Source organism: Mycobacterium europaeum, assembly GCF_034555895.2.
Taxonomy (GTDB): domain Bacteria; phylum Actinomycetota; class Actinomycetes; order Mycobacteriales; family Mycobacteriaceae; genus Mycobacterium; species Mycobacterium europaeum.
Window position 1 is genome coordinate 3051164 of record NZ_CP157315.1, and the last position, 22210, is coordinate 3073373.

Consider the following 22210-nt stretch of genomic DNA (forward strand, 5'->3'; position numbering starts at 1 on the left):
TGGCGGATCGCCCGGAGGCACCCCGATGACCTCAGACAACGACGCGCAGTGGCGCATGGCGGGCGATCGGATCCAGACCCTGCTGGATTCCTGCGCGGCAAGCGGAGCGGCCGCGTATGAACGCGCGAGCGAGCTGGTCCGCGAGGTGGTCGGGCTCTACGGGGCCGGGCTGGAACGGATCATGCTGTTGGCTCAGGACGGTCCAGGCCCGGGCCTGGCCGAGCGGCTGGCCACCGACGACCTGGTGGCCAGCCTGCTCCTGATTCACGGGCTGCACCCGCACGGCGTGGGCCGCCGGGTGTCCGACGCGCTCGACCGGGTGCGGCCCTACCTGGGCTCGCACGGCGGGGACGTCGACCTGCTCGGCGTCAGTGACGACGGGGTGGTGCGGCTTGCCTTCACCGGCAGTTGCAAGAGCTGTCCGTCATCGGCGGTGACGCTGGAGTTGGCGGTGCAGGACGCGGTGCTCGCCGCGGCACCCGAGGTCACGTCGATCGAGGTGGTAGCGGCCGAACCCGGCGCCACCGGCGTCATCCCGGCCGAATCCCTGCTGGCGCGTGTGCATTCCAACGGGCCGAGGGGCTGGCACCCGGTCCCCGAGCTGGCCGAGCTGGCCCCCGGCGACGTCGCGGGCTATCGGGTCGACGCAACCACCGTCCTGGCGTGCCGGGTGGGCGACCAGGCGTTCGCATACCGCGACCACTGCCCGGTGTGCGACGCCACCCTGGCCGGTGCGGAACTGCATGGGGCGCAACTGCGTTGCCCCCGCTGCCAGACGGACTTCGACGTCGTCCACGCGGGGGCGGCCGTGAACGGCACGCACCTCGATCCGCTGCCGCTGTTGGCCCGCGACGGCGTGCAGTCGGTGGCGATACCGGCCCGGGAGCCGGCACAGACGATGGGCGCCCCGGCATGACGACCCCGTACGAGGTCCTGACCCGGATCCGCAGCAACCGGCCGGCCCCCGAACCGGCCGGTGAGCGCTGCGAGATGTGCGCGGAACCGGTCGCCGACGAACACCAGCACGTGGTCGATGTGGCCGACCGGCAGCTGATGTGCGTATGTCGCGCCTGCTACCTGCTGTTCACCGACTCCCGGGCCGAACTGCGCTACCGCGCGGTGCCCGACCGGTATCTGTCCTTCCCCGGCTTCGCGCTGGACCGGCGCGCCTGGGAGGCACTGCAGATCCCGGTCGGCGTCGCATTCTTCTTCACCAACTCCGCCCTGGGGCGCACCGTCGCCTTCTATCCCGGGCCGGCCGGGGCCTGCGAATCCGAGCTCGCCCTCGACGTGTGGGACGCGCTCAGCGGCGCCGACGCGCGGGTGGGCCTGCTCGCGGACGACGTGGAGGCGCTCCTGGTCCGGGTCCCCGAATCCGGTCCGCCGCAGAGCTATCTCGTTCCCATCGACGCCTGCTACGAGTTCGTCGGGCGGCTGCGCCTGCTCTGGCGCGGGTTCGACGGCGGGCAGCAGGCCCGCGAGTTCATCGACGGCTTCTTCGCCCACCTCGACGCCCGCGCGGTCAAGAGACCGCCATGATGGACATCGAGTTCTCCGTCCTCGACGTGGCGCCCGAGCCGTACACCGTGAGCCCGGTGCTCGCCGCACGCGTCGCCGTGGCCACCGGCGGCGCTGACGGCGGGGACCCGGTGCACGCGATCGCCCTGCGCTGCCAGGTCCGCATCGAGCCGCTGCGGCGGCCCTACTCCGACGACGAAGCGGCCGGCTTGACGGACCTGTTCGGGCCGCGCGAACGCTGGGCGAGCACCCAGCGCACCTTCCTGTGGCAGCACTGCACCGCGATGGTGCAGGGCTTCACCGGAAACACGACCGTCGCGCTGCCGCTGGAGTGCACCTACGACTTCGAGGTCGCCGCCGCCAAATATCTGCACGCGCTGCGTGACGGCGCCCTGCCCCTTCAATTCCTGTTCAGCGGAACGCTTTTCGTCCGATCCGAGCGCGGGTTTTCCGTCCAGCAGATCCCGTGGGACTGCGAAGACCGCTACGACATGCCGGTCGCGGCCTGGCGGCAGCTGATCGCCCAGCACTACCCGAACGCCGGGTGGCTGCGGCTCAGTCACGAGACGATCGCCGCGCTGGCCGCCTACAAGTCGGCGCACGGGCTGCTCGACCTCGACCACGCGATCACCGCGCTGTTGGACGCGGACCGGGAGACGGCGCGGTGACCGCGCATCGGGACCGGGCCCGCGCCGTCGCCGACGCGGTGCTCTACGAGGGCTACCTGCTCTACCCGTACCGCGGAACGTCGAGCAAGAACCAATCGCGCTGGCAGTTCGGCGTTCTGGGACCGCCCGGGGCCGCGGACGCGGGCCTGGGCGAGGACGCCACCCTGGCGGCGCAGTTCCTCGTCGACGGCGCCCGGGAACTGCACCTGGTGGTGCGGTTCCTGCAGTTGCAGCACCGCGGGGCCGAGCAAGAGATCGCCCCGGGCGAATACCGGCCCGTCGACCAGCTGAGCACCCCGGGCGGGTCGTGGCTCACCTGGGACGAGGCGGTCGAATGCGAAAGGTCCTTCGGCCCTGTCGCACTGGACGGCCGGCCGTGGACACTGTCGGTGACGGCGGACCCGGGTACCGACATCGAATTCCTCGAGGACGGTCGCCTGGTACGCCAACGGCGGGAGGTACGCGGAGTGCTGACGGTCGCCGGTGAGGCGGACGGTGACCTGTGCCGGGTGTCGGTGCGGCTGAGCAACGTCGGCGACCGCGCGGCGGACAAGAACGACGCGATCGCGCGGTCCATGATCGGAACACACCTGATCGCCGAACTCCAGGAGGGGCAGTTCGTCTCGCTGCTCGAGCCGCCCCCGGCGGCGGCCGACGCCGTGACCCGGTGCGGCCAGCATCGCTGCTTCCCGGTGCTCGCCGGCCCACCCGGCGCCCGGGACCTGCTGCTGATCTCGCCGATCATCCTCTACGACCACCCAGAGGTCGCCGAACAAAGCGACACCGCGCTGTACGACTGCACGGAGATCGACGAGATCCTCACCCTGCGGGTGATGACCATGACGGACGAGGAGAAGGCGCAGGCCCGGGCCACGGATCCGCGAGCGGCGCGGATCATCGACGAGTGCGACGCCATGTCGCCCGAGGCGATGGCGCGCCTGCACGGCGTGCTGCGCGATCCCCACGCGATCTCGGGTCTGGTCCCGCAGATCCCCGAGGGGGTCGACTGGTGGGATCCGCTGGCCGACAACGCCGTCCGGCCGGAAGTCGACGCGGTGCTGGTGAACGGGATCCGGGTGGCGCGCGGCAGCAGGGTCCGGTTGCGGCCGCGGCGCAACGCCGACGCGCAGGACATCTTCGTGGCCGGCAAGACCGCCCGCGTCACCTCCGTGCACTCCGACGTCGAGGGCAACACGCACGTCGCGGTCGTCGTCGACGACGATCCCGCCGCCGACCTGCACGACTGGTACGGGCGTTACCTGTACTTCTCCCCCGACGAGATCGAGCCCCTGGAAGCTCAACGCAGCCCCGCAAACTCGTGAAAGGAGTTTTCAGATGGAAATCCTCGGCTGGATATTCCTCGCTATCATCGCGCTGGTGCTGGTGATCGGATTGGCGCTGGGGGTGGTCTCCATCCCCGATGCCCGCCGCTACCTCAAGCTGAGGCGGATGTAACTTGCTCGGGCGACGAAGATGACAGCGCGCATCCTGGTAGCGGGCATCGGCAACATCTTCCTGGGCGACGACGGGTTCGGATCGGAGGTGATCCGCAACGCCGAGATCCCGCGGGACGACCCGAGGGTACGCGTCACCGACTACGGCATCAGCGGCATGCACCTGGCCTACGACCTGCTCGAGGGATGGGACACGCTGGTGCTCGTCGACGCGGTGCCCAACCGCGGCAGCCCCGGCACGTTGCACGTGTTCCAGGCCGACCATGAACCGGATTCGGCCGCAACAGGTTTCGACGCCCACAGCATGGATCCGGCCGCGGTGTTCGCCAGCCTGCGGGCGCTGGGCGGCACTCCGCCCTACACCGTCGTCGTCGGATGCGAGGCGGGCAGCGTCGAGGAGGGCATCGGCCTCACCGAGCCCGTGGCCGAGGCGGTTCCCCGCGCCGCGCGCGCCGTCGAGGAGATCGTCGCGGCGTTGCACGCCCACCCGGGCGCCAGCACGGAGGGGACCGCTGAGCCATGTGTCTAGGAATTCCCGGTCAGGTGATCCGGATGCTGGACGGCTTCGAAGGGCAGCTCGCGCTGGTGGACGTCACCGGCGAACAGCGCCGGGTCAACGTCGGCATGCTGCCGGAAGAGACCTTCAATCCCGGCGACTGGATCATCATCCACATGGGCTTCGCCGTCGAAAAGACCGACCGCGCGGGCGCCGAGGAGGCGATGGCCGGCCTCGAGCTGATGGGACGCGGCCGCACGGACACGACTGACTTCCCGGAGGGCGGCTGAAATGACCCCGTCCCCCCTGCTGCTGCGGCATGACCCCTCTTCCCGGGTTCGGCAGCGCTTCACCGTGACCGGTGTTGTCCAGGGGGTGGGCTTCCGGCCCTTCGTCCACCGCATCGCGACCGAGCTCGGCCTGTCCGGCTTCGTCGGCAACGACTCCGGCGCCGTCTTCCTCGAGGTGCAGGGCGAACCCGCGCGCGTGGCCGAATTCGGCCGGCGCCTGCGCGCCGACGCGCCGCCCCTGGCCCGGATCAGCAACGTCAGCGTCCACGAACTCGCCGCCGACGCCGGCTGCCAGGGCGGGTTCTCGATCGTGGACAGCCGGTCCGTCGCCGGCGCCACGACACCGATCCCGCCCGACATCGCGGTGTGCGACGACTGCGTCGCCGAACTCTTCGACCCGCGCAACCGGCGCTACCGCCACCCCTTCATCACCTGCACCAACTGCGGACCGCGATTCACCATCATCCGCGAGCTGCCCTACGACCGCCCGGCCACCACCATGGCGGGGTTCGCCATGTGCGAGCGCTGCGCCGCCGAATACCACGACCCGGCGGATCGCCGGTTCCACGCGCAGCCGATCGCCTGCCCCGACTGCGGCCCGTCCCTGTGGTTCCGGTCGGCGGCCGAGCGCATCGACGGGGCGGACGCCGCGCTGGCGGCCGCCCAGCGCGCGCTGGCCGCGGGCGCGGTGGTCGCCATCAAGGGCGTCGGCGGCTACCACCTGGCCTGCACGGTCAGCGACGGCGCCGCGGTCGGCGCGCTGCGCACCCGAAAGGCCCGCGGCGCCAAGCCATTCGCCGTGCTGGTCCGCGATCTCGAGGTGGCGCGCCGCTACGCCTACATCGGCGACGCCGAGGCCGCGGCGCTGCTGGGTCCCGCCCGCCCGATCGTGCTGCTGCGGCGGCGGACCGGTGACGACTCCGCGCCGGTGGCCCACGCCGTCGCGCCCGGCAGCCCGCTGCTCGGCCTGATGCTGCCGTACTCCCCCCTCCATCACCTGCTGCTGGCGCCCGTCCCCGGCGCGGCCGGCCGGCCCCCCGACGCGCTGGTGCTCACCAGCGCCAACCGATCCGACGAGCCCATCTGCTTCACCGATGACGATGCCGCACAACGCCTTCCGGCGCTGTGCGATGCGGTCCTCGACCACGACCGCCCGATCCATGTCCCGTGCGACGATTCGGTGGTGCGCATCGTCGGTGACGCCGAACTGCCGATCCGTCGGTCCCGCGGCTATGCGCCGCTGCCGGTCGACCTGAACGTCGCGGGCCCGCCGGTGCTGGCCGTCGGCGGGGAGTTGAAGAACACGTTCTGCCTGACCGACGGCTCGCGCGCCTACCTGTCCGGGCACATCGGTGACATGTCCAGCTGGGAGACGCTGCGCGCGTTCGAACGGGCGGTGCGCCAGCTCAGCGAAATTCGCGGTGAGCCGGCGCGGTTGGCCGCCGACCTGCATCCGGGGTATCACACCCGAAGCTGGGCGGAGCGCCACGCGGACGGCCGGCCGCTGGATCTGGTTCAGCACCATCACGCGCACGTGGTGTCGCTGCTGGCCGAGCACGGGCGTATCGGCGAACCGGTCATCGGGGTCTCCTTCGACGGCACGGGTTACGGATGCGACCAGAGCGTCTGGGGCGGTGAGATCCTCCGGCTCGGCGACGACAGTCACCGATTCGTCCGGGCCGGCCACCTGTTGGCAGTGCCACTGCCCGGCGGCGACGCGGCGGTCCGCAACCCATGGCGGATGGCGTTGTCGCAGCTGTGGTCCGCCGGCATCGACTGGACCGCCGACCTGGCCCCCGTCGCGGCGGCCACCCGCGACGAATTACGGTTCACCCGTGCCCAATTGGAGACGGGAACCGGCTGCGTGCCGTGTTCGAGCATGGGCCGCCTGTTCGACGCGGTCGCCTCGCTGCTCGGCGTCCGCCACCGCATCGACTACGAGGGTCAGGCCGCCATCGAGCTGGAGACGCTGGCGGAGTCGGCCGCGACCAAGGCCGGGCCGTCGCTGCCGCTCACGGTGCGCGGCGACGGGGTGATCGACCCGGCCCCCATGGTGCAGGCCCTGGTGTCGGCGCTCTACGCCGGCACGCGGCCCGCGCTGCTGGCGGCGGCGTTCCACGAGGCCGTCGCGGACGCCGTCGCCAAGGTGGTCGCTCAGGTGGCCGGCGCGACCCGGCTGGTGGGCCTCACCGGCGGGGTATTCCAGAACGTGTTGTTGCTGAACGCGTGTCGTCAGCGGTTGCAGCTGGCAGGATTCGAGGTGCTGACCCACCGGACCGTGCCGCCCAACGACGGCGGGCTGGCGCTGGGGCAGGCCGCGATCTCCGTGCTGAGCGCGTCGAGGGGGACCGAGTCATGACCACCACAGCCATCGATCGGGGCCTGGGCGCCGAATTGGCCGACGACCTCGCCGCCACCGCGTTCACGCTCGCCAAGCGGTTCGCCGCCGGCGCCACCATGTGGTCGATCGCGCCGTCGTGGGAACCGCATGCACTGCACATCGCGGTCGAGTTCGTCCACCCGGTGATCATGGGCAAACGGGCCCTGCCCGCGGTGGCGCTGACCGGACCGGACCTGGTGGACCTGGTCCGGGTGTCCGTGCGGCCGGGTGACATCGTGGTCGCGGTGTCGGGTGCGGACGAGGCGCAGGTCCGCTCGGTGATGCGGCGCGCCCCCGCATGGGGCGCCACCACCATCTGGATCGGCAGCGGCGAACACCCCGCGCCGGGCATGGCCGATCACGTGTTGTGGCTCGACGATCCCGACCCGCGGGTCCCCGCGACGGGCGGCTTCGTGCTGTTCTATCACCTGCTGTGGGAACTGACCCACGTGTGTTTCGAGCACCCCGGCCTGCTCAAACCCGAATGCGCCGAATCGGTTTGCGTCACCTGCAGCGACGAGGGGCGCCCGGCCGAGGCGGTGACGGCGTCGGCCGACGGGCACGCCACGGTCCGCACCGCGCGCGGCATCGAGAACGTGGTGACCACGCTGCTCGACCCGGTGGATGCCGGGGACCTGATTCTGGTGCACGCGGGCATGGCGATCGGCAGACTGGAAGACGAGGAGGGCGAACAATGAGCCCCGAAGACCGCGACGAACCCACCAACTTCCTGTACCCGTTCATCGACGCGCAGGAGGACGATCCCGGGTCGCTGCTGGCCGACCTGGCCGCGTCGGCTCAGGCGAAAGCGGCCGAGAGCCTGGCATTGCGGCGCTCGACGCTGGAGGCCAATGCCGCGGTGCTGGGGCAGGCCGCCGCCGAGGTGGCGCGGCGCTTCGCGGCGGGCGGACGCATGTTCACCTTCGGAAACGGCGGCAGCTGCACCGATTCGACCACCCTGGCCAGGCTGTTCGCCCGGCCGCCGGTCGGCAAGCCGTTGCCCGCGTGGCCGTTGACCACCGACCAGGCCATCCTGACCGCCCTGGGCAACGATGTCGGGTTCGAGTTGGTGTTCGCCCGGCAGCTGATCGCCCGCGCCGGGGCCGGTGACATCGCGATCGCCATGTCCACCAGCGGCGGCTCACCCAACCTGCTCGCCGCGCTGGCCGAGGCGCGGCAACGCGGCCTGTACACCATCGGGTTCGCCGGCTATGACGGTGGCGCGTTCGCGAACAACCCGAATGTGGACGCCTGCTTCGTCGTTCGCTCGCAAAGCGTGCACCGCATCCAGGAATCGCAGGCGCTGCTCGGCTATCAGCTGTGGCTGAGCGTGCATCAACACCTCGGCGGCGAGCAGGGCCTGGGGGCGGCATGAACAAGCCTGCGGGTGAGTACCTGTCGTCGGGGCCGCGGTTCGCCGAGGGCGAGGTGATCGAGCGCATCGAGTCGTTCCGCAGGCGCCGCCCACGCCTGCTCGACAATCACGTGACGCTGGCGCACGGCGCCGGCGGCAAGGCCTCGGCGGCGCTGGTGGACGCGGTGTTCGTGGAGGCGTTTCGCAACCCGCTGCTGGAATCGCTCGGTGACAGCGCGGTCCTGCCGCTGCCCGGCGGCCAACGCCTGGCGATGTCCACGGATTCGTTCGTGGTGCAGCCCAGGCGGTTCCCCGGCGGCTCGCTCGGCGCACTCGCCGTGCACGGCACCTGCAACGACCTCGCGATGGCCGGCGCCGTGCCGTCGTGGATCTCGGCGGCGTTCGTGCTCGAAGAGGGCTTCCCCATCACCGAATTGAAGGAGATCGTCGCGGACATGGCGGCCGCCGCCGCCGACGCGGGCGTGCGGATCGTGACCGGTGACACCAAGGTGGTGCCCCGGGGCGCCGCCGACGGCGTGTTCGTCACCACCGCAGGGGCGGGCGTCATCCCCGCCGGACGCGCGCTGTCCGCGGCGTCGGTGCGGCCGGGCGACAAGCTGCTGTTGTCGGGTTCGATGGGCGATCACGGCATGGCGGTCATGCTGGCGCGGGGCGACCTGGCCATCGAGGCCGACATCGCCTCCGACACCGCGTGCCTCAGCCCGCTGGTGGAGCTGTTGATGGCCGCGGCGCCGTCCACCCGCTGGATGCGGGACGCGACGCGGGGCGGGGTGGGCACCGTCTGCAACGAGCTGGCGCAGGCCTGCGGCCTGGGGGTGCTCCTCGACGAGGAGCGACTGCCGGTGGCGCCCACGGTCAACGGCGCCTGCGAGCTGCTCGGCATCGACCCGCTCTACGTCGCCAACGAGGGCAAGTTCGTCGCCGTCGTCGCGCCGGAGGAGGCGGCGGCCGGGCTCGAGGCACTGCGCTCGCATCCGTTGGGTGCCGACGCGGCCGAGGTTGGGGAAATCGTCGCCGAACCCGCCGAAAGCGTGGTGCTGCGAACAGGATTCGGTGGAACGCGGATCGTCGACATGCTGGTCGGTGACCCGCTGCCGCGGATCTGCTAGGGCGTAGCGGGGTCGCCACCAGAAAGGAAGGGAGGCCGCACATGTGTCTGGGGATTCCAGGCCGGATCGTTGAGATCACCGATCCCGCCAACTATTTGGCGAAGGTCGATGTCAGCGGCGTGCAGCGCACCATCAGCGTCCGGCTGCTCGAGGACGACATGCCCGAGCCCGACGACTGGGTCCTGGTGCACGTCGGGTTCGCGATGGCCAAGATCGACGAGACCGAAGCGCTGCTCACCCTGGCCGCCGTCAAGAAACTCGGCGACGCCTACGACACCGAGATCCAAGCCTTCGACTCGTCGGCCATCATCTAGGAAGGCGCACAATGAAATTCGTTGACGAGTTCCGTGACCCCGCCGCCGCCCGCAAGCTGCTGGGCGCCATCGGGCGGCTGGCCGGCAGCGACTCCCCCGGCGGTGAGCAGTTCAAGTTCATGGAGGTCTGCGGCGGCCACACGCACACCATCTACCGGCACGGCATCGAACACCTGCTGCCCGACAATGTCGAACTGGTGCACGGCCCCGGGTGCCCGGTCTGCGTGATCCCGATGGGCCGCATCGACGACGCGATGTGGCTGGCCGGCCAGCCCGACGTGATCTTCACCTGCTTCGGCGACATGATGCGGGTGCCCGGGTCCAACGGCAGCCTGCTGGACGCCAAGGCACGCGGCGCCGACGTCCGGTTCGTCTACTCGCCGCTGGACGCGCTGAAGATCGCGCTCGACAACCCCGACAAGCACGTGGTGTTCTTCGCCATCGGTTTCGAGACCACCGCGCCGTCGACGGCCGTGACGCTGGTCCGGGCGCGCGAGCAGCGGCTGACCAACTTCAGCGTGTTCTGCAACCACGTGATGATCGTGCCGCCGATCAAGGCCATCCTGGAGTCGCCGGACCTGCGGCTGTCGGGGTTCATCGGGCCCGGGCACGTCTCGACGGTGGTGGGCAACCGGCCCTATCGGTTCGTGCCGGAGGTGTACCGAAAGCCGTTGGTGGTGGCCGGTTTCGAGCCGCTGGACATTCTGTCGGCGGTCGCGATGCTGCTCACCCAGATCCGCGAGGGCCGCTGCGAGGTGGAGAACCAGTACAAGCGGGTGGTGCCCGAGGGCGGCAATCCGGCCGCCCTGGCGCTGATGGGCAAGGTGTTTGCGCTGCGTCCCCACTTCGAGTGGCGCGGCCTGGGCTTCATCTCCCAGAGCGCGTTGCGGCTGCACGACGACTTCGCGGAGTTCGACGCCGAGCTGCGGTTCTCGATGCCGGGGGTGCGCGTCGCCGACCCCAAGGCGTGCCAGTGCGGCGAGGTGCTCAAGGGTGTGCTCAAGCCTTGGGAGTGCAAGGTTTTCGGCACCGCGTGCACCCCGGAGACCCCGATCGGCACCTGCATGGTGTCTCCCGAGGGGGCGTGCGCGGCCTACTACAACTTCGGCCGGCTGCACCGGGATGCGGTCAAGCTGGTGGGGCGCCCTTGACCCACACCGGCGGCCCGGTCAGCGGCGTGGAGATGTTCGCGCGCTACGCGTACGCGCCCAACGCGCTGGGCTACTGCGGTCCCCCGCTGGGCGCCACCCTGCGCGACGGTTCGGCCGACGAGGTGCGCACGGCCGTGACGCGGTTCTCCGGGGCGTGGCCGTACCTGCGGGTGTTGTCGGCGCTGACCGGGATCGCGGACCCGCTGGATTACCGACTGGTGGAGTCGTACTGGCTGGGCGGTGGCGTCGGCGCCGGGCTGGACCCGCGGGACTTCTTCGAGGCGTTGTTGGAGATCATCGGCCCGCAGGCGGGCCGCTACTGGTCGCACCTGACGCCCGAGTTGGCCCGCGAGGCCGCCGCCAACCACAGCTTCCACGTGTTCGGCGTGTATCCGTGGACGCGGTTCCTGGGCCGGGGCATGGACGAACATCCCCTGACGGTGCTGGACAACTGCCGCATCACCTGGGGGACCGTGGTGTCGCGCGACCACGACCGGATCGAGGTGCTGCGCCGCCCGCTGGCCTTCGACGGCGGGGCGCTGGCGCTGTCCGAACCATCCTCCGGCGTGTTCGACGTCTGGACCGACGGGTACAGCGCGGTCCCCGACGTGGCCGCCGGCGACGAGGTCGCGCTGCACTGGGGGCGGCTGTGCGGCCGGTTGTCGCCGCGACAGGTTCGCGCGCTGGCCGACGGGACCGAGCGCCAGCTGCGGCTGACGAGCCGCCGACTGGCGCACGCCTGGCGGTGATCGCCACAGTCCAGCGGAAGCCGCGCGACGTCCCCCTGGTCGCCGCCATTGGCGGTCGGCTCATGCCAGACTGGCCCGGTGCCCGGTTCCCTCTGCGACGTGCTGCCGTCCGTCGCTGCACTGCTCGGCGCGCCGGGCGCCGCCGACAGGCTGGGTTTGGCCGACTGGCTCGGCGGGACCGATCAACTCGATCGTGTCGCGGTCGTCCTGGTGGACGGACTGGGCTGGCACCTGCTCGACGAGCTGGCCGGCAGCGCCCCGCTGCTGGCCGCGGTGCTGGCCGGGCAAACCGGGCGCCTCATGGAGCTGAACTGCACGTTCCCGTCGACCACCCCGACGAGCCTGGTTTCCCTGGGCACCGGTGCGCAGCCCGGCGAGCACGGGATTCTGGGCTTCACGCTCAACGTTCCCGGCACCGACCGGGTGCTCAATCACATCCTGTGGCGCGACGACCCACCGCACGCCCAGTGGCAGCCGTTACCGACCTGGTTCGGGCGGCTCAACGAGGCCGGTGTGAGCGCGCGCGCCGTGTTGCCGGCCGCGTTCATGGGCAGCGGGCTGACCGACGCGGCGTACCGCGGCGCCGAATTCCGCCCGATCCAGCCGGCGGACGACAACGCGCAGAAGGTGGCCGACGAGGTGCACGCGGCGCCGGGCCTGGTCTATGGCTACACCGCCGCCCTGGACACCGCGGCGCACGCCTTCGGGGTCGGATCCGCCCAGTGGCACCAGGCGGCGGCCCAAGTCGACGCGCTGCTGACCCGGCTGGTCGAGACGCTGCCGCCGGGTGCGGCGCTGCTGGTGACGGCAGATCACGGCGGTTTCAACGTGCCGCCGCACGCACGGGTCGACCTCGACACCGACCCGCGGCTGGGCGCGGGAGTCCGCGTGGTCGCGGGCGAGCCGCGGGTGCGATACCTGCACACCCAGCCGGGCGCCGCGGCTGACGTGCAGGCCACCTGGAGCGAAGTGCTCGACGGCAGGGCGAATGTCTACAGCCGGGAGCAGGCCGTGGCCACCGGGATGTTCGGGCCGGTCAGTCCGGCACATCTGGCGCGAATCGGCGACGTCGTCGCCGTCTGCACGGGCGATGCCGCCGTCCTGGCCACCGGGCACGAACCGCCGGAAACGGCCCGCCTCGTCGGCTTTCACGGCGCGGCGACACCCGCCGAAATGGCCATCCCGCTCATCGGCTTCAGGTCCGCCGCCGCTTAGCGCTGCCGATGGGCAGGGCCACCGCTGACGCACGCCGGATTTTGACCGTTTTCACAGCTCGTTTGGACTTGCGGTCCAAGCTTCGCGTTGTAGGTTCGGGCCACTGTGACAGTCGGAGGCGCCTGCCGGGTTTCGCGATGGCCGTCAGCCATCGCGATCACTGCGGCGATCTGCCTGTTCGGCGCGGTCACCGCGGGCTGGTCGTCGGGCGGGACCGCGGTGGCCGGTGTGGGAGTGCCGCAGGCGTCGGCGCTGTCCACTCAGACCGTCCACGCCGGCGCAGACGCGGCGCCGGTGCAGGCGCACGGCGCCAGCGCTGTCGCACCGCGTTTTTCGTCCGGCTCGGCTCCGACACATCACAACAAATTCACCAAGCGCGCGTGGATGACGCGGGACCGGCCGCCGACGTGGGCGCGTTTGATACCTCCATCAATCGGGTCCCCGTTGCCGGATTCGTTTGCGGCCGCGGCATTTTGGGCGCCCGGCACACCCTCCCGCGATCCCGGGGCGGTTCCGCCCGACCGGGACCTGCTGACGCGGCTCTGCATCGCTCGCTGCTGAGGGATCCGTCGCCGGCGGCTGCCGCCGTCGTTGCACTGCCGCGCGTGCAGTGAGGCCCGTAACCCTTCGGCCTACGTCCCAACAGAAGAGTCCACATGCTCGCACCGGCCCCATTGGGCGCCGATACCGCCGTCGTTAGGCAGAGATCAATGAATTTCACGACGCTCCCGCCGGAGATCATCTCCGGGCAATTGCATGCCGGTCCTGGACCGAAACCGATGAAAGAAGCAGCGGCGGCCTGGGCCCTGCTGGCCAACCGACTGCACGCCGCGGTCGCGGACTACCGGGCGGTCACCTCGAAGCTGCTGGCCCGATGGGAGGGCCCGCCGGGCGCGATCCCCTACACCGAGTGGCTCAACACCACCGCGATACGCGCCGCGCAAGCGGCCACCCAGGCCGCCGCGGCGGCGGAGGCCGCCGAAACGGCTCTGGCGGCGACCGTTCCGCCGTCGGAGATCGGCGCCAACCGAGCGCTGCGCGGCTCGCTGGTTTCGGCGGATGCGCTGGGGCTGGCCGGCCCGGCGATCGCCGACACCGAGGCCGACTACGACCGGATGTGGGCCCAGGACGCCGCGGCCATGTACGCCTACGCCGGGGCCTCGGCGCAGGCCGCGGTCCTCACGCCGTTCACCACGCCGCCCGGCCGCGTGACCGAAGGCACCTGGGCGCTCAAGTCCGCGCCGGAGGTGGTGTCGGCCGGCCGGCAGCTGATCTCGGCCGTTCCCACCGCCCTGCGCGCGCTGTCGGAGTCGCCGCTGACCACGTTCGACGTCTCGCTCGCGTCGGTGACGTGCCCCCTGTCCAAGCTCAGCTCGCTGACGGCGCCCTCGGGTGTGGCGATCGCCTACCTGAATTCGCTCAACAAGGCGGCGGCAGTGCGGTGCCTGCTGCCCGACCGGCGTGGCGGCGGTCGGGCGGGAACGACCGCGCGGCCCGGCGGCGCGACGTCGGTCGGGGCGCTGTCGGTGCCCCCGGCCTGGGTGGCGGCCGCCGCACCGGCGGCCGTCTACCACGGAACGGTCGCCTAGCGCCGACTCAGCCCCGCGTACGCCCGCGCGGCGCCCACCACGGCGGCAAAGAGGCGCAAGTCGTCCAACGACTGTTCCGGATGCCACTGCACCGCAAGCACAAACGCGTCCCCGGGCAGCTCCAGCGCCTCGACCACGCCGTCGGGATCCCAGGCGCTGACCACCAGGCCCGCACCGACTTCGTCGATCGCCTGGTGGTGGTAGCACGCCGCGTCGGCGGACTCCCCCACCAACGCCGCCAGCCGGGTGCCCGCGACCGTGCGCACCGGCAACCTGGTGAACACCCCTTCGCCCGCGCGATGCCCGTCGTGCCCGAGCACGTCGGGCAGGTGCTGGTGCAGGGTTCCGCCGAGCGCCACGTTCAGCACCTGCGCGCCGCGGCAGATGCCCAGCACCGGCAGCCCCCGGTCCAGCGCGCCGCGCAACAGCGCGAGTTCCCAGGCGTCGCGGGCGGCGCGCGGCTCATCGGTGGCCGGATGCGGTTGCTGGCCATACGCGGCGGGGTCCAGGTCGTAGCCGCCGGTGATCACCAGACCGTCCAGGCGATCGAGCACCCGGTTGGCGATGTCCGGGTCGACCGGCTGCGGGGGCAGCAGCACCGCGATGCCGCCGGCCATCGTGACGCCTTGAAAATAGTTGGCCGGCAACACACCGGCGCAGATATCCCATACACCCATCTGCGCACGATCCAGGTAGGCCGTCAGCCCCACGATCGGTCCCGGACTAGAGGCGTTCAAAACCACGCATCCTCTCCCAGTCGGTGACCGCCGAGTTGAAAGCCGCCACCTCCACGCGAGCGTTGTTCAGATAATGCGCGACAACGTCGTCGCCGAAGGCCTCGCGAGCAAGCGCCGATTCGCCGAATAAGGCGGCCGCCTCGGCAAGGGTACTGGGCAGCCGCTCAGCGCCGGTCTCCTCGTACGCGTTGCCCGCGCAAGGCGGGGGCGGCTCGAGGCCTCGCTCGATACCGTACAACCCTGCGGCGATCAGCGCCGCCACCGCCAAGTACGGGTTGACGTCGCCACCGGGGACCCGGCACTCCACCCGGGTATCGCACCCGTGGCCGACGACGCGCAGGGCGCAGGTGCGATTGTCCAGCCCCCATGCCACAACCGTCGGCGCAAAGCTGCCATCAGCAAATCTTTTGTAGGAGTTGATGTTCGGCGCATAGAACAGCGTCAGCTCACGCAGCGTGGACAGCACACCGGCGACGAAACTGCTGAACGTCGCGGACATGCCATGCGGCCGGCCGGCGTCGGGGAACGCCGCCGAGCCGTCGTGGTTGCGCAGGGAGAGGTGGATGTGGCAGCTGTTGCCTTCCCGCTCATCGTATTTCGCCATGAAGGTCAGACTCTTGCCGTGCTGACCGGCAATCTCTTTGGCGCCGTTCTTGTAGATGGTGTGGTTGTCGCACGTGACCAGCGCTTCATCATAACGAAAGCCGATCTCCTGCTGTCCCTTGTTGCATTCGCCTTTGACGGCCTCGAATTGCAGGCCCGCGCCCTGCATGCCCTGCCGGATGTCACGCAGCAGCGGCTCCATGCGCGACGAAGCCGAAATCGCATAGTCGACGTTGTAGTCGCTGGCCGGGGTGAGCCCGCGGTACCCGCAGGCCCACGCCTGGCGATACGGCTCGTCGAACACGATGAATTCCAGCTCTGTCGCGACGTTGGCGAGAAATCCGTGCTCGCCCAGTCGGTCGAGTTGGCGACGCAGGATGGCGCGGGGTGACACGGTAATCGGGCCGCCGTCAACCCGACTCAGGTCGGCCATCACGAGACCCGTGTTGGGCAGCCAGGGAACCAGGCGAAGCGTGGACAGGTCCGGAGTCATCACCATGTCGCCGTAGCCGGTGTCCCAGCTCGACATCGCGTAGCCGCTCACCGTGTTCATGTCGACGTCGACGGCGAGCAGATAGTTGCAGCACTCGATTCCCCGTGTGGCCACTTCCTCGATGAAGAACCGGGCGGCCACGCGCTTACCGACGAGCCTGCCCTGCATGTCGGCGAACGCAACGATGACCGTGTCCAACCCGCCGACACCGACGAGTTGTTCAAGCGCGGCCAACGAGAGCGTAGGCGAAACCTGGGTCACAGCGACTTCCTTCCTGGCCATGACCGCAAGTCGACCAGGGCCCTACCAGGTACTGGTGCGCAATACGATCTCGGCGGCCAACTGTGCGGTCGACTCCTGCACGGTGCGCCTGCCCAGGTGCACCACGCGGTATTCGGCGTAGACGTATTGCTGGCTGGCGCGCGCCACCGCGCGCGCGGCCGGCGAGCTGAACAGCACCGTGGTGCCGATCTCCACCGGCGGGCAATGCTCGTCGCGAACGACGCCCTCGCGGCCGGCCACCCGCGGATGCCCGCGGTCGATCACCACCAGGCCGACGAAGCGGCCCAGCTTCGTCGCCGCCAGCTCCCAGGCCAGGTCGCCGCCGGCGCGGTCGCCCACCACCACCGCCCACCCGATGGCCAGCGCGTCGAGGATGCCGACCACCGACTTCGGGGTCAGGCGCGGGTCGAGACCGATGACGACCGTGCGAAGCGACGCGGTGTGCAGACGCTCGCAGACCGCGTCGTACGCGGCGGGGGCGCGTTCCTCGTCGCCCAGGATGACGACCACGACGCCCTGCTCGGGGCCGGCGACGGACACCGGCACGGGAAACCCGTCGAGCGTGGTCATCATGGAGGGCACCTACGCACGCTACAACCGATCGGCCTGCGCGCGCGACGATTTCTTCAACATCCGTGCGCGATCAACGGGATTGCGTCGCCGTCAATTCCGCTTCCGCCACGCGACAACACGACGAATACCTCAGGGCCGCAACCGAGTTGCGAGGTGCGGCCGACGCGGCGGCGGACCGTCGAGCAGCCCGAGGACCGCGTCGACGTCGAGGTGCGCAACCAGCAGATCCGCGATGCGGTCGAGTTGGGCGTCGCGTCGCGCGGCCACGTCGGTGTCGGCCACGACGAACCCGCCGCGGCCAGCCGCGGCGGCGACCCGGGTCAGCCACGCCCGGCGGAAGTCGTCGTTGTCGAGCAGCCCGTGCCAATGCGTGCCGAAGACCGCGCCGCGCGCAACGCCGTGTGGTTGACAGTCTCGGCCGCCCTCCACGCCGAACCAGGTCTGTTCGGCGCACCGCGTCACCCGGCCATGGTGGATTTCGTATCCGGCGAGCGGCGGCGGCCACCGGCGCAGAATCTTGGCCTCGCCGAAGGCGATGTCGGCGTCCAACAGCCCCAGCCCGGCGACCTCGCCGGCCCGCGATTCCACGGTGTCGTCGATGCGCCGGCACAGCATCTGGAAACCCCCGCAGATACCCAGCACCGGCTTGCCGGCCGCGGCGTGCGCGGTGATCGCCTCGGCCAGGCCGCGATCCCGCAACCAGGCCAGATCGGCCACGGTCGACTTGCTCCCGGGAAGCACGATCAGGTCGGTCCCGGCCAGGTCGGCCGGGTCGGTGCTCCAGCGCACCAGGACGCCGGGTTCGCAGGCCAGCGCCTCGACGTCGGTGGAGTTGGAGATCCGCGGCAACCGGATCGCGGCCACCCGCAGCCAGTCACGCCCGCGCGGCGGCGCCGGGGTGCCGACGACCCGGTGCGCGACCACCGACAGCGAGTCCTCGGCGTCCAGCCACAGCTTGTCGGCGTAGGGCAGCACCCCGTAGGTCGGGCGGCCGGTCATCTCGTGCAGCTGCCGCAGCCCGGGCTCCAGCAGCGCGGGATCCCCGCGGAACTTGTTGACCACGAAGCCCGCGATCAGCTCTTGGTCGCCGGGCTCGAGCACCGCGACCGTCCCGAACAGGTGCGCGAGCAGCCCGCCACGGTCGATGTCGCCGACCAGGATCACCGGCAGGTTCGCCGCCCTGGCCAGGCCCATGTTGGCTAAATCGGTTGCCCGCAGATTGATTTCGGCTGGCGAACCGGCACCCTCACAGATGACTGCGTCGAATTCTTCACGCAGGCACGATAATTCGGCCGCAACGATCCCCGCGAGGCGATCCCGATGCCGCACATAGCTTGCCGCGGTCACCGAATCGGCGACCTGGCCCCGGATCACCAGCTGCGACGTCCGGTCGCTGCCCGGTTTGAGCAGGATCGGGTTGAACCGCACGCTGGGCTCCAACCCCGCCGCCCGCGCCTGCAGCGCCTGGGCCCGGCCGATCTCGCCGCCGTCGACGGTGACCACCGAGTTGTTGGACATGTTCTGCGCTTTGAACGGCGCCACCCGAACGCCGCGGCGCGCCAGCAGCCGGCATAGGCCCGCGACCACCACCGATTTCCCGGCGTCGGAGCTGGTGCCGGCGACCAGCAGCGCCCCGCTCACCCTATTTCGGCCACCAGACACAAACTCGCATCAATCAGGCGGAAAGCATGCGAGTTTGCGTCTGCTCGCGGTGGGCGTGTCACGCAACCGTGAGGATCTCGACGCCGGTGTCGGTCACCAGCAACGTGTGCTCGAACTGCGCGGTCCACTTGCGGTCCTTGGTGACCACCGTCCAGCCGTCGTCCCAGATTTCGTAGTCCAGGCCGCCGAGGTTGATCATCGGTTCGATGGTGAATGTCATCCCCGGCTGCATGACCGTCGTGACCGAGGGCTGGTCGTAATGCAACACGACCAGCCCGTTGTGGAAGGTGGTGCCGATGCCGTGTCCGGTGAAGTCACGAACCACGTTGTACCCGAACCGATTCGCATAAGCCTCGATGACGCGGCCGACGACCGACAGGGCGCGGCCCGGCTTGACGGCGTTGATCGCACGCATCGTCGCCTCCCGGGTCCGCTCGACCAGCAGCCGGTGTTCCTCGGAGACGTCGCCGGCCAGGAAGGTCGCGTTGGTGTCGCCGTGCACCCCGTCGATGTAGGCGGTCACGTCGATGTTGACGATGTCGCCGTCTTCGATCACGGTCGAGTCGGGGATTCCGTGGCAGATGACCTCGTTGAGCGACGTGCAGCACGACTTCGGGAAGCCCTTGTAGCCCAGCGTGGACGGGTAGGCGCCGTGGTCGATCATGTAGTCGTGGGCGATCCGGTCCAGTTCGTCGGTCGTCACCCCGGGCGCCACCGCTTTGCCCGCCTCGGCCAGCGCGCCGGCCGCGATCCGGCCGGCGACCCGCATCTTCTCGATCACCTCCGGGGTCTGCACCCACGGCTCGCTGCCCTCGCGCACGGTGGACTTCCAGGCGTATTCCGGACGGGCGATACGGCTGGGCACCGGCAGAGTCGGGGACAACTCTCCGGGGGAAAGCGCGGTGCGAGCGGGCATGCCGACCAGCTTAATCACGCCGCGCGACGCCGGCTCAGCCGAAGCGGCCGCGCAGCAACGCGCGCCGCTGCCCCCGGATGGTCACCGAACCGCACACCACCCGCCCCGTCAGCACGACGTGCGGCCGCCCTTCGCCCGGCGCGTCTTTGCGGCGGTCGCTGGCGCTGCCCACATAGACCTCCACGTCGTCGATCGACGCGCTGGCACCGTCGGGCAGTCGGATCTCCACCGAGCCGAACCGCATGTCGAGTTCGATGACCACCACCGGGCCCGCGAACCGCGCCTTGGTGAGGTCGAGTTCGATCGAGCCCAGCCGCCGGACCAGCGCAAGGCGGGTCGGCACCATCCACTCCCCATGCCGTTTGAGTGAGCCGGCCCAGCCACGCAACTCGACCCGGTCGGCCGCGGAGGTGACGATGGCGCCGGGACCGGGCAGGTCACCGACCAGCCCGTCGAGCTCGCCCCGGGTGCGCGCGTAGGACACCTGCGACGAGCGCTGCTCGAATTCGTCGATGTCGATCAGGCCCAGCGCGACGGCGTTGTGCAACCGCCGCATCGTGCCGTTGCGGTCGGCGTCCGAGACCCGCAACGCGACCATGTCGCCGCCGGTATCCGTCATGCTCGCAATTTACCGCCGAAGCGGCATCGGGGACCGGCTCAGGCCAGATGGCGCCGCCCCGCTGCGCGCGGCGCCGGCGCCGCGCTTGCGAACGGAGCTAGGCCAGAAAGTCCGGGGGCAGCGACTCGAACATCACCTTGGTCATCCGAACCGCGTATTCCGAGCTGCCACCCCCGACGATCAGCGACGCGAACGCCAGGTCGCCGCGGTATCCGGCGAACCAGGAATGCGAACCGCCCGGGAACTCGGCCTCACCCGTCTTCCCGTAGACCGCGCCGCAGCCGGCGATCTCCTTGGCGGTCCCGTTGGTCACCACCAGCCGCATCATGGGCCGCAGCGCGTCGACCATCTTGGGACTGATCGGCGTGGTGTCGCCCTGAACCGCGGTGGGCCGCCCCGCGATCAGCTGCGGCGTCGGGGTCTTACCGGCGGCGACGGTCGCCGCCACCAGGGCCATGCCGAACGGGCTGGCCAGCACCTTGCCCTGGCCGAAGCCGTCCTCGGTGCGCTCGGCGAGGTCGACCGTCGGCGGCACCGACCCGGTCACCGTGGTGATGCCGTCCACCTGATAGTCCAGCCCGATCCCGTATCGGCTGGCGGCCTGCGTCAGGCCCCGGGGCGGCATCTTGCTGCTCAGCTCGGCGAAGGTGGTGTTGCAGGAACTGGCGAACGCCCGCGACATCGGCACCACCCCGAGGTCGAAGCCCCCGTAGTTGGGGATGGTGCGGTGCCCGATGTCCAGATGGCCCGGGCAGCCCAGCATCGTGTTGGGGGTGGCCATGTCGCGGTCGACGGCCGCGCCCGCGGTCACCATCTTGAACGTCGACCCCGGCGGGAACAGGCCGGTGGTCGCCAGCAGGCCGTCGGCGTCGGCGCCCCCGTTCTGGGCGATCGCCAGGATCTCCCCGGTCGACGGCTTGATCACGACCATCATGGCCTTGCCGCCACGGGTGTCCACCGCACGCTGGGCGGCGTTCTGCACCACCCGGTCGAGCGTGATCGAGATCGACGGCGCCGGCGACCCCGGCACCTCGTGCAGGACTTCGACTTCGACGCCGTTCTGGTTGACACTGACCACCCGCCAGCCGGCCTCGCCGTCGAGTTGGTCGACGACGGCCTTCTTCACCTCTGACATGACGGCCGACGCGAAATGCGGGTCGGTGGGCAGGATCTCGGGCTGCGGCGTGACCACGACGCCGGGCAGCCGGCCGATCGCCGGGAAGACCTTGTCGTTGTCGTCGGGGTGCAGCGTCACCAGGTCCACCTGCTGTGTCGCGGAGCTGGCCTGCTCGGCGAGCAACTGCGGGTCGTTGAGCGCGCCGTTGAAGGGGCGCAGGACGTCGACGATCGCGTGTGCCGTCCCGAACAGGGCGGCTCCGGATCCGGCCTGGGTGGCGTCCAACGTGTAGTGGTACAGGTAGCCGGGCACCAGCACATCGCTGCCGCCGAGCTCGTTCACCGAGGCGCGCCGCGGGGCATCGGCCCGCAGCGCGAACGTCTGATGCTCGCCCAGTTTGGGGTGCAGGTCGGTGGTGGTCCAGCGGACCTCCCAGCGACCCTCGTCGCGCGCCATTTTCAGCTGGCCGTCGTAGGTCCAGAGGCGGTTTTTGGGCAGGTGCCAGGTGAAGCGGTAGCCGACCGTGCCGGTGTCCTCGGCGTACTTGGCGTTGAGGATCTGCGCGTCGAGGTGACTGGCCTGCAGCCCCGCCCACGCCGCGTTGAGCGCCTCACGGGCGTCGTTGGGGTTGTCGCTGAGCTCGGCGGCCGTGGCGGTGTCGCCGACGGCCAGGGCGCCGAAGAACTTCTCGGCCGCCGGCCCGGGGCCGTCGGGCCGCGGCGTGCACCCGGACATCGCGACGGCAGCAACGAGTGATCCGGCCGCCACGATTACCAGTGGGGTTTTTGTGACCATTGGTACAGATGTTATGAAGTCTGGCTGCCCCACCGGCATCGACACACCGAGACGCGATCGTTATGCATGCGCACGTAACGCCACGGCGAAGAAGACCGCCGAAAA

General features: G+C 70.5%; 24 protein-coding genes. 17 read left to right on the forward strand and 7 right to left on the reverse strand.

All coding sequences use genetic code 11. The features are described 5' to 3' along the window. Nucleotides 1–25: 25 nt before the first annotated feature. The 17 genes from U8D42_RS13685 (at nt 26) to U8D42_RS13760 (ending at nt 14308) form a co-directional block, all read left to right on the forward strand. The gene (locus U8D42_RS13685) at nt 26–916 is read left to right on the forward strand and encodes a NifU family protein (RefSeq protein ID WP_322860002.1); all 891 of its coding nucleotides are present in this window, start codon (nt 26–28) and stop codon (nt 914–916) included. After that, nucleotides 913–1539, forward strand: coding sequence for a DUF5947 family protein (locus U8D42_RS13690; RefSeq protein ID WP_322860001.1), 627 nt, complete (start codon nt 913–915; stop codon nt 1537–1539). The genes U8D42_RS13685 and U8D42_RS13690 overlap by 4 nt, the downstream gene beginning before the upstream one ends. Then, complete coding sequence (locus U8D42_RS13695; RefSeq protein ID WP_322860000.1) at nt 1536–2186, forward strand: DUF6084 family protein; 651 nt, start codon at nt 1536–1538, stop codon at nt 2184–2186. Before U8D42_RS13690 ends, U8D42_RS13695 begins: the two co-directional genes overlap by 4 nt. Continuing rightward, nucleotides 2183–3508 (forward strand): hypothetical protein, encoded by a 1326-nt coding sequence (locus U8D42_RS13700; RefSeq protein ID WP_322859999.1) that lies wholly within the window; start codon nt 2183–2185, stop codon nt 3506–3508. Before U8D42_RS13695 ends, U8D42_RS13700 begins: the two co-directional genes overlap by 4 nt. 13 nt (nt 3509–3521) lie before the next feature. Next, entirely contained in the window at nt 3522–3641 is a 120-nt protein-coding gene (locus U8D42_RS29360) for a DUF6893 family small protein (protein ID WP_090423027.1), read from the forward strand. A gap of 18 nt (nt 3642–3659) precedes the next feature. Beyond that, nucleotides 3660–4169 carry a hydrogenase maturation protease gene (locus tag U8D42_RS13705; protein ID WP_322859998.1) on the forward strand — a complete coding sequence of 170 codons (510 nt, stop codon included), beginning with the start codon at nt 3660–3662 and terminating at the stop codon, nt 4167–4169. Then, nucleotides 4160–4426 (forward strand): HypC/HybG/HupF family hydrogenase formation chaperone, encoded by a 267-nt coding sequence (locus U8D42_RS13710; protein ID WP_085242087.1) that lies wholly within the window; start codon nt 4160–4162, stop codon nt 4424–4426. The genes U8D42_RS13705 and U8D42_RS13710 overlap by 10 nt, the downstream gene beginning before the upstream one ends. Nucleotide 4427: 1 nt before the next feature. Further along, nucleotides 4428–6785, forward strand: coding sequence for a carbamoyltransferase HypF (hypF, locus tag U8D42_RS13715; protein WP_322859997.1), 2358 nt, complete (start codon nt 4428–4430; stop codon nt 6783–6785). After that, entirely contained in the window at nt 6782–7504 is a 723-nt protein-coding gene (locus tag U8D42_RS13720; RefSeq protein ID WP_322859996.1) for a HypC/HybG/HupF family hydrogenase formation chaperone, read from the forward strand. Before hypF ends, U8D42_RS13720 begins: the two co-directional genes overlap by 4 nt. After that, nucleotides 7501–8181, forward strand: a complete 681-nt coding sequence (locus tag U8D42_RS13725; RefSeq protein ID WP_090423023.1) for a D-sedoheptulose-7-phosphate isomerase — start codon at nt 7501–7503, stop codon at nt 8179–8181. Before U8D42_RS13720 ends, U8D42_RS13725 begins: the two co-directional genes overlap by 4 nt. Next, nucleotides 8178–9290: a hydrogenase expression/formation protein HypE gene (hypE, locus tag U8D42_RS13730; RefSeq protein WP_322859995.1), complete on the forward strand. Its 1113-nt coding sequence runs from the start codon at nt 8178–8180 to the stop codon at nt 9288–9290. Before U8D42_RS13725 ends, hypE begins: the two co-directional genes overlap by 4 nt. Nucleotides 9291–9331: 41 nt before the next feature. Beyond that, nucleotides 9332–9604 (forward strand): HypC/HybG/HupF family hydrogenase formation chaperone, encoded by a 273-nt coding sequence (locus U8D42_RS13735; protein ID WP_067921005.1) that lies wholly within the window; start codon nt 9332–9334, stop codon nt 9602–9604. 11 nt (nt 9605–9615) lie between these two features. Further along, a complete protein-coding gene (hypD, locus tag U8D42_RS13740) occupies nt 9616–10755 on the forward strand; it encodes a hydrogenase formation protein HypD (RefSeq protein ID WP_085242092.1) in 1140 nt (379 codons plus the stop codon). Between the two features lie 32 nt (nt 10756–10787). Continuing rightward, the gene (locus U8D42_RS13745; RefSeq protein ID WP_322860181.1) at nt 10788–11504 is read left to right on the forward strand and encodes a DUF6390 family protein; all 717 of its coding nucleotides are present in this window, start codon (nt 10788–10790) and stop codon (nt 11502–11504) included. Between the two features lie 78 nt (nt 11505–11582). Continuing rightward, a complete protein-coding gene (locus tag U8D42_RS13750; RefSeq protein ID WP_322859994.1) occupies nt 11583–12719 on the forward strand; it encodes an alkaline phosphatase family protein in 1137 nt (378 codons plus the stop codon). Nucleotides 12720–12824: 105 nt separating this feature from the next. Further along, entirely contained in the window at nt 12825–13280 is a 456-nt protein-coding gene (locus U8D42_RS13755) for a hypothetical protein (RefSeq protein WP_322859993.1), read from the forward strand. 149 nt (nt 13281–13429) lie between these two features. Next, complete coding sequence (locus U8D42_RS13760) at nt 13430–14308, forward strand: PPE domain-containing protein (protein WP_085242095.1); 879 nt, start codon at nt 13430–13432, stop codon at nt 14306–14308. Here the strand turns inward: U8D42_RS13760 and U8D42_RS13765 are convergent. The 7 genes from U8D42_RS13765 to U8D42_RS13795 form a co-directional block, all read right to left on the reverse strand. Beyond that, nucleotides 14305–15051: a gamma-glutamyl-gamma-aminobutyrate hydrolase family protein gene (locus tag U8D42_RS13765; RefSeq protein ID WP_322859992.1), complete on the reverse strand. Its 747-nt coding sequence runs from the start codon at nt 15049–15051 to the stop codon at nt 14305–14307. The two genes, U8D42_RS13760 and U8D42_RS13765, sit on opposite strands and share 4 nt — an antisense overlap. After that, nucleotides 15032–16423, reverse strand: a complete 1392-nt coding sequence (locus tag U8D42_RS13770; RefSeq protein ID WP_322859991.1) for a glutamine synthetase family protein — start codon at nt 16421–16423, stop codon at nt 15032–15034. Before U8D42_RS13770 ends, U8D42_RS13765 begins: the two co-directional genes overlap by 20 nt. Nucleotides 16424–16444: 21 nt before the next feature. Beyond that, nucleotides 16445–16996 (reverse strand): alpha/beta hydrolase, encoded by a 552-nt coding sequence (locus U8D42_RS13775; protein WP_322860180.1) that lies wholly within the window; start codon nt 16994–16996, stop codon nt 16445–16447. 129 nt (nt 16997–17125) lie between these two features. Further along, nucleotides 17126–18637, reverse strand: a complete 1512-nt coding sequence (locus U8D42_RS13780; RefSeq protein ID WP_322859990.1) for a cobyric acid synthase — start codon at nt 18635–18637, stop codon at nt 17126–17128. Nucleotides 18638–18716: 79 nt separating this feature from the next. Further along, nucleotides 18717–19574: a type I methionyl aminopeptidase gene (gene map / locus U8D42_RS13785; protein WP_085242140.1), complete on the reverse strand. Its 858-nt coding sequence runs from the start codon at nt 19572–19574 to the stop codon at nt 18717–18719. A 34-nt stretch (nt 19575–19608) separates the two neighbouring features. Continuing rightward, on the reverse strand, nt 19609–20193 hold the full coding sequence (locus tag U8D42_RS13790; protein ID WP_322859989.1) for a DUF1707 SHOCT-like domain-containing protein: 585 nt from the start codon (nt 20191–20193) through the stop codon (nt 19609–19611). A 97-nt stretch (nt 20194–20290) separates the two neighbouring features. Next, complete coding sequence (locus U8D42_RS13795; RefSeq protein WP_090423018.1) at nt 20291–22105, reverse strand: penicillin-binding transpeptidase domain-containing protein; 1815 nt, start codon at nt 22103–22105, stop codon at nt 20291–20293. Between the last annotated feature and the right edge of the window lie 105 nt (nt 22106–22210).

Coding starts and splice junctions, on each gene's coding strand:
- U8D42_RS13795 (WP_090423018.1), bottom strand. CDS start 22,105: ATGGTCACAAAAACCCCACTGGTAATCGTGGCGGCCGGATCACTCGTT.
- U8D42_RS13745 (WP_322860181.1), top strand. CDS start 10,788: ATGTTCGCGCGCTACGCGTACGCGCCCAACGCGCTGGGCTACTGCGGT.
- U8D42_RS13790 (WP_322859989.1), bottom strand. CDS start 20,193: ATGACGGATACCGGCGGCGACATGGTCGCGTTGCGGGTCTCGGACGCC.
- map (WP_085242140.1), bottom strand. CDS start 19,574: ATGCCCGCTCGCACCGCGCTTTCCCCCGGAGAGTTGTCCCCGACTCTG.
- U8D42_RS13690 (WP_322860001.1), top strand. CDS start 913: ATGACGACCCCGTACGAGGTCCTGACCCGGATCCGCAGCAACCGGCCG.
- U8D42_RS13685 (WP_322860002.1), top strand. CDS start 26: ATGACCTCAGACAACGACGCGCAGTGGCGCATGGCGGGCGATCGGATC.
- U8D42_RS13705 (WP_322859998.1), top strand. CDS start 3,660: ATGACAGCGCGCATCCTGGTAGCGGGCATCGGCAACATCTTCCTGGGC.
- hypE (WP_322859995.1), top strand. CDS start 8,178: ATGAACAAGCCTGCGGGTGAGTACCTGTCGTCGGGGCCGCGGTTCGCC.
- U8D42_RS13695 (WP_322860000.1), top strand. CDS start 1,536: ATGATGGACATCGAGTTCTCCGTCCTCGACGTGGCGCCCGAGCCGTAC.
- U8D42_RS29360 (WP_090423027.1), top strand. CDS start 3,522: ATGGAAATCCTCGGCTGGATATTCCTCGCTATCATCGCGCTGGTGCTG.
- U8D42_RS13770 (WP_322859991.1), bottom strand. CDS start 16,423: ATGGCCAGGAAGGAAGTCGCTGTGACCCAGGTTTCGCCTACGCTCTCG.
- U8D42_RS13760 (WP_085242095.1), top strand. CDS start 13,430: ATGAATTTCACGACGCTCCCGCCGGAGATCATCTCCGGGCAATTGCAT.
- U8D42_RS13710 (WP_085242087.1), top strand. CDS start 4,160: ATGTGTCTAGGAATTCCCGGTCAGGTGATCCGGATGCTGGACGGCTTC.
- U8D42_RS13720 (WP_322859996.1), top strand. CDS start 6,782: ATGACCACCACAGCCATCGATCGGGGCCTGGGCGCCGAATTGGCCGAC.
- hypF (WP_322859997.1), top strand. CDS start 4,428: ATGACCCCGTCCCCCCTGCTGCTGCGGCATGACCCCTCTTCCCGGGTT.
- U8D42_RS13735 (WP_067921005.1), top strand. CDS start 9,332: ATGTGTCTGGGGATTCCAGGCCGGATCGTTGAGATCACCGATCCCGCC.
- U8D42_RS13725 (WP_090423023.1), top strand. CDS start 7,501: ATGAGCCCCGAAGACCGCGACGAACCCACCAACTTCCTGTACCCGTTC.
- U8D42_RS13775 (WP_322860180.1), bottom strand. CDS start 16,996: ATGATGACCACGCTCGACGGGTTTCCCGTGCCGGTGTCCGTCGCCGGC.
- hypD (WP_085242092.1), top strand. CDS start 9,616: ATGAAATTCGTTGACGAGTTCCGTGACCCCGCCGCCGCCCGCAAGCTG.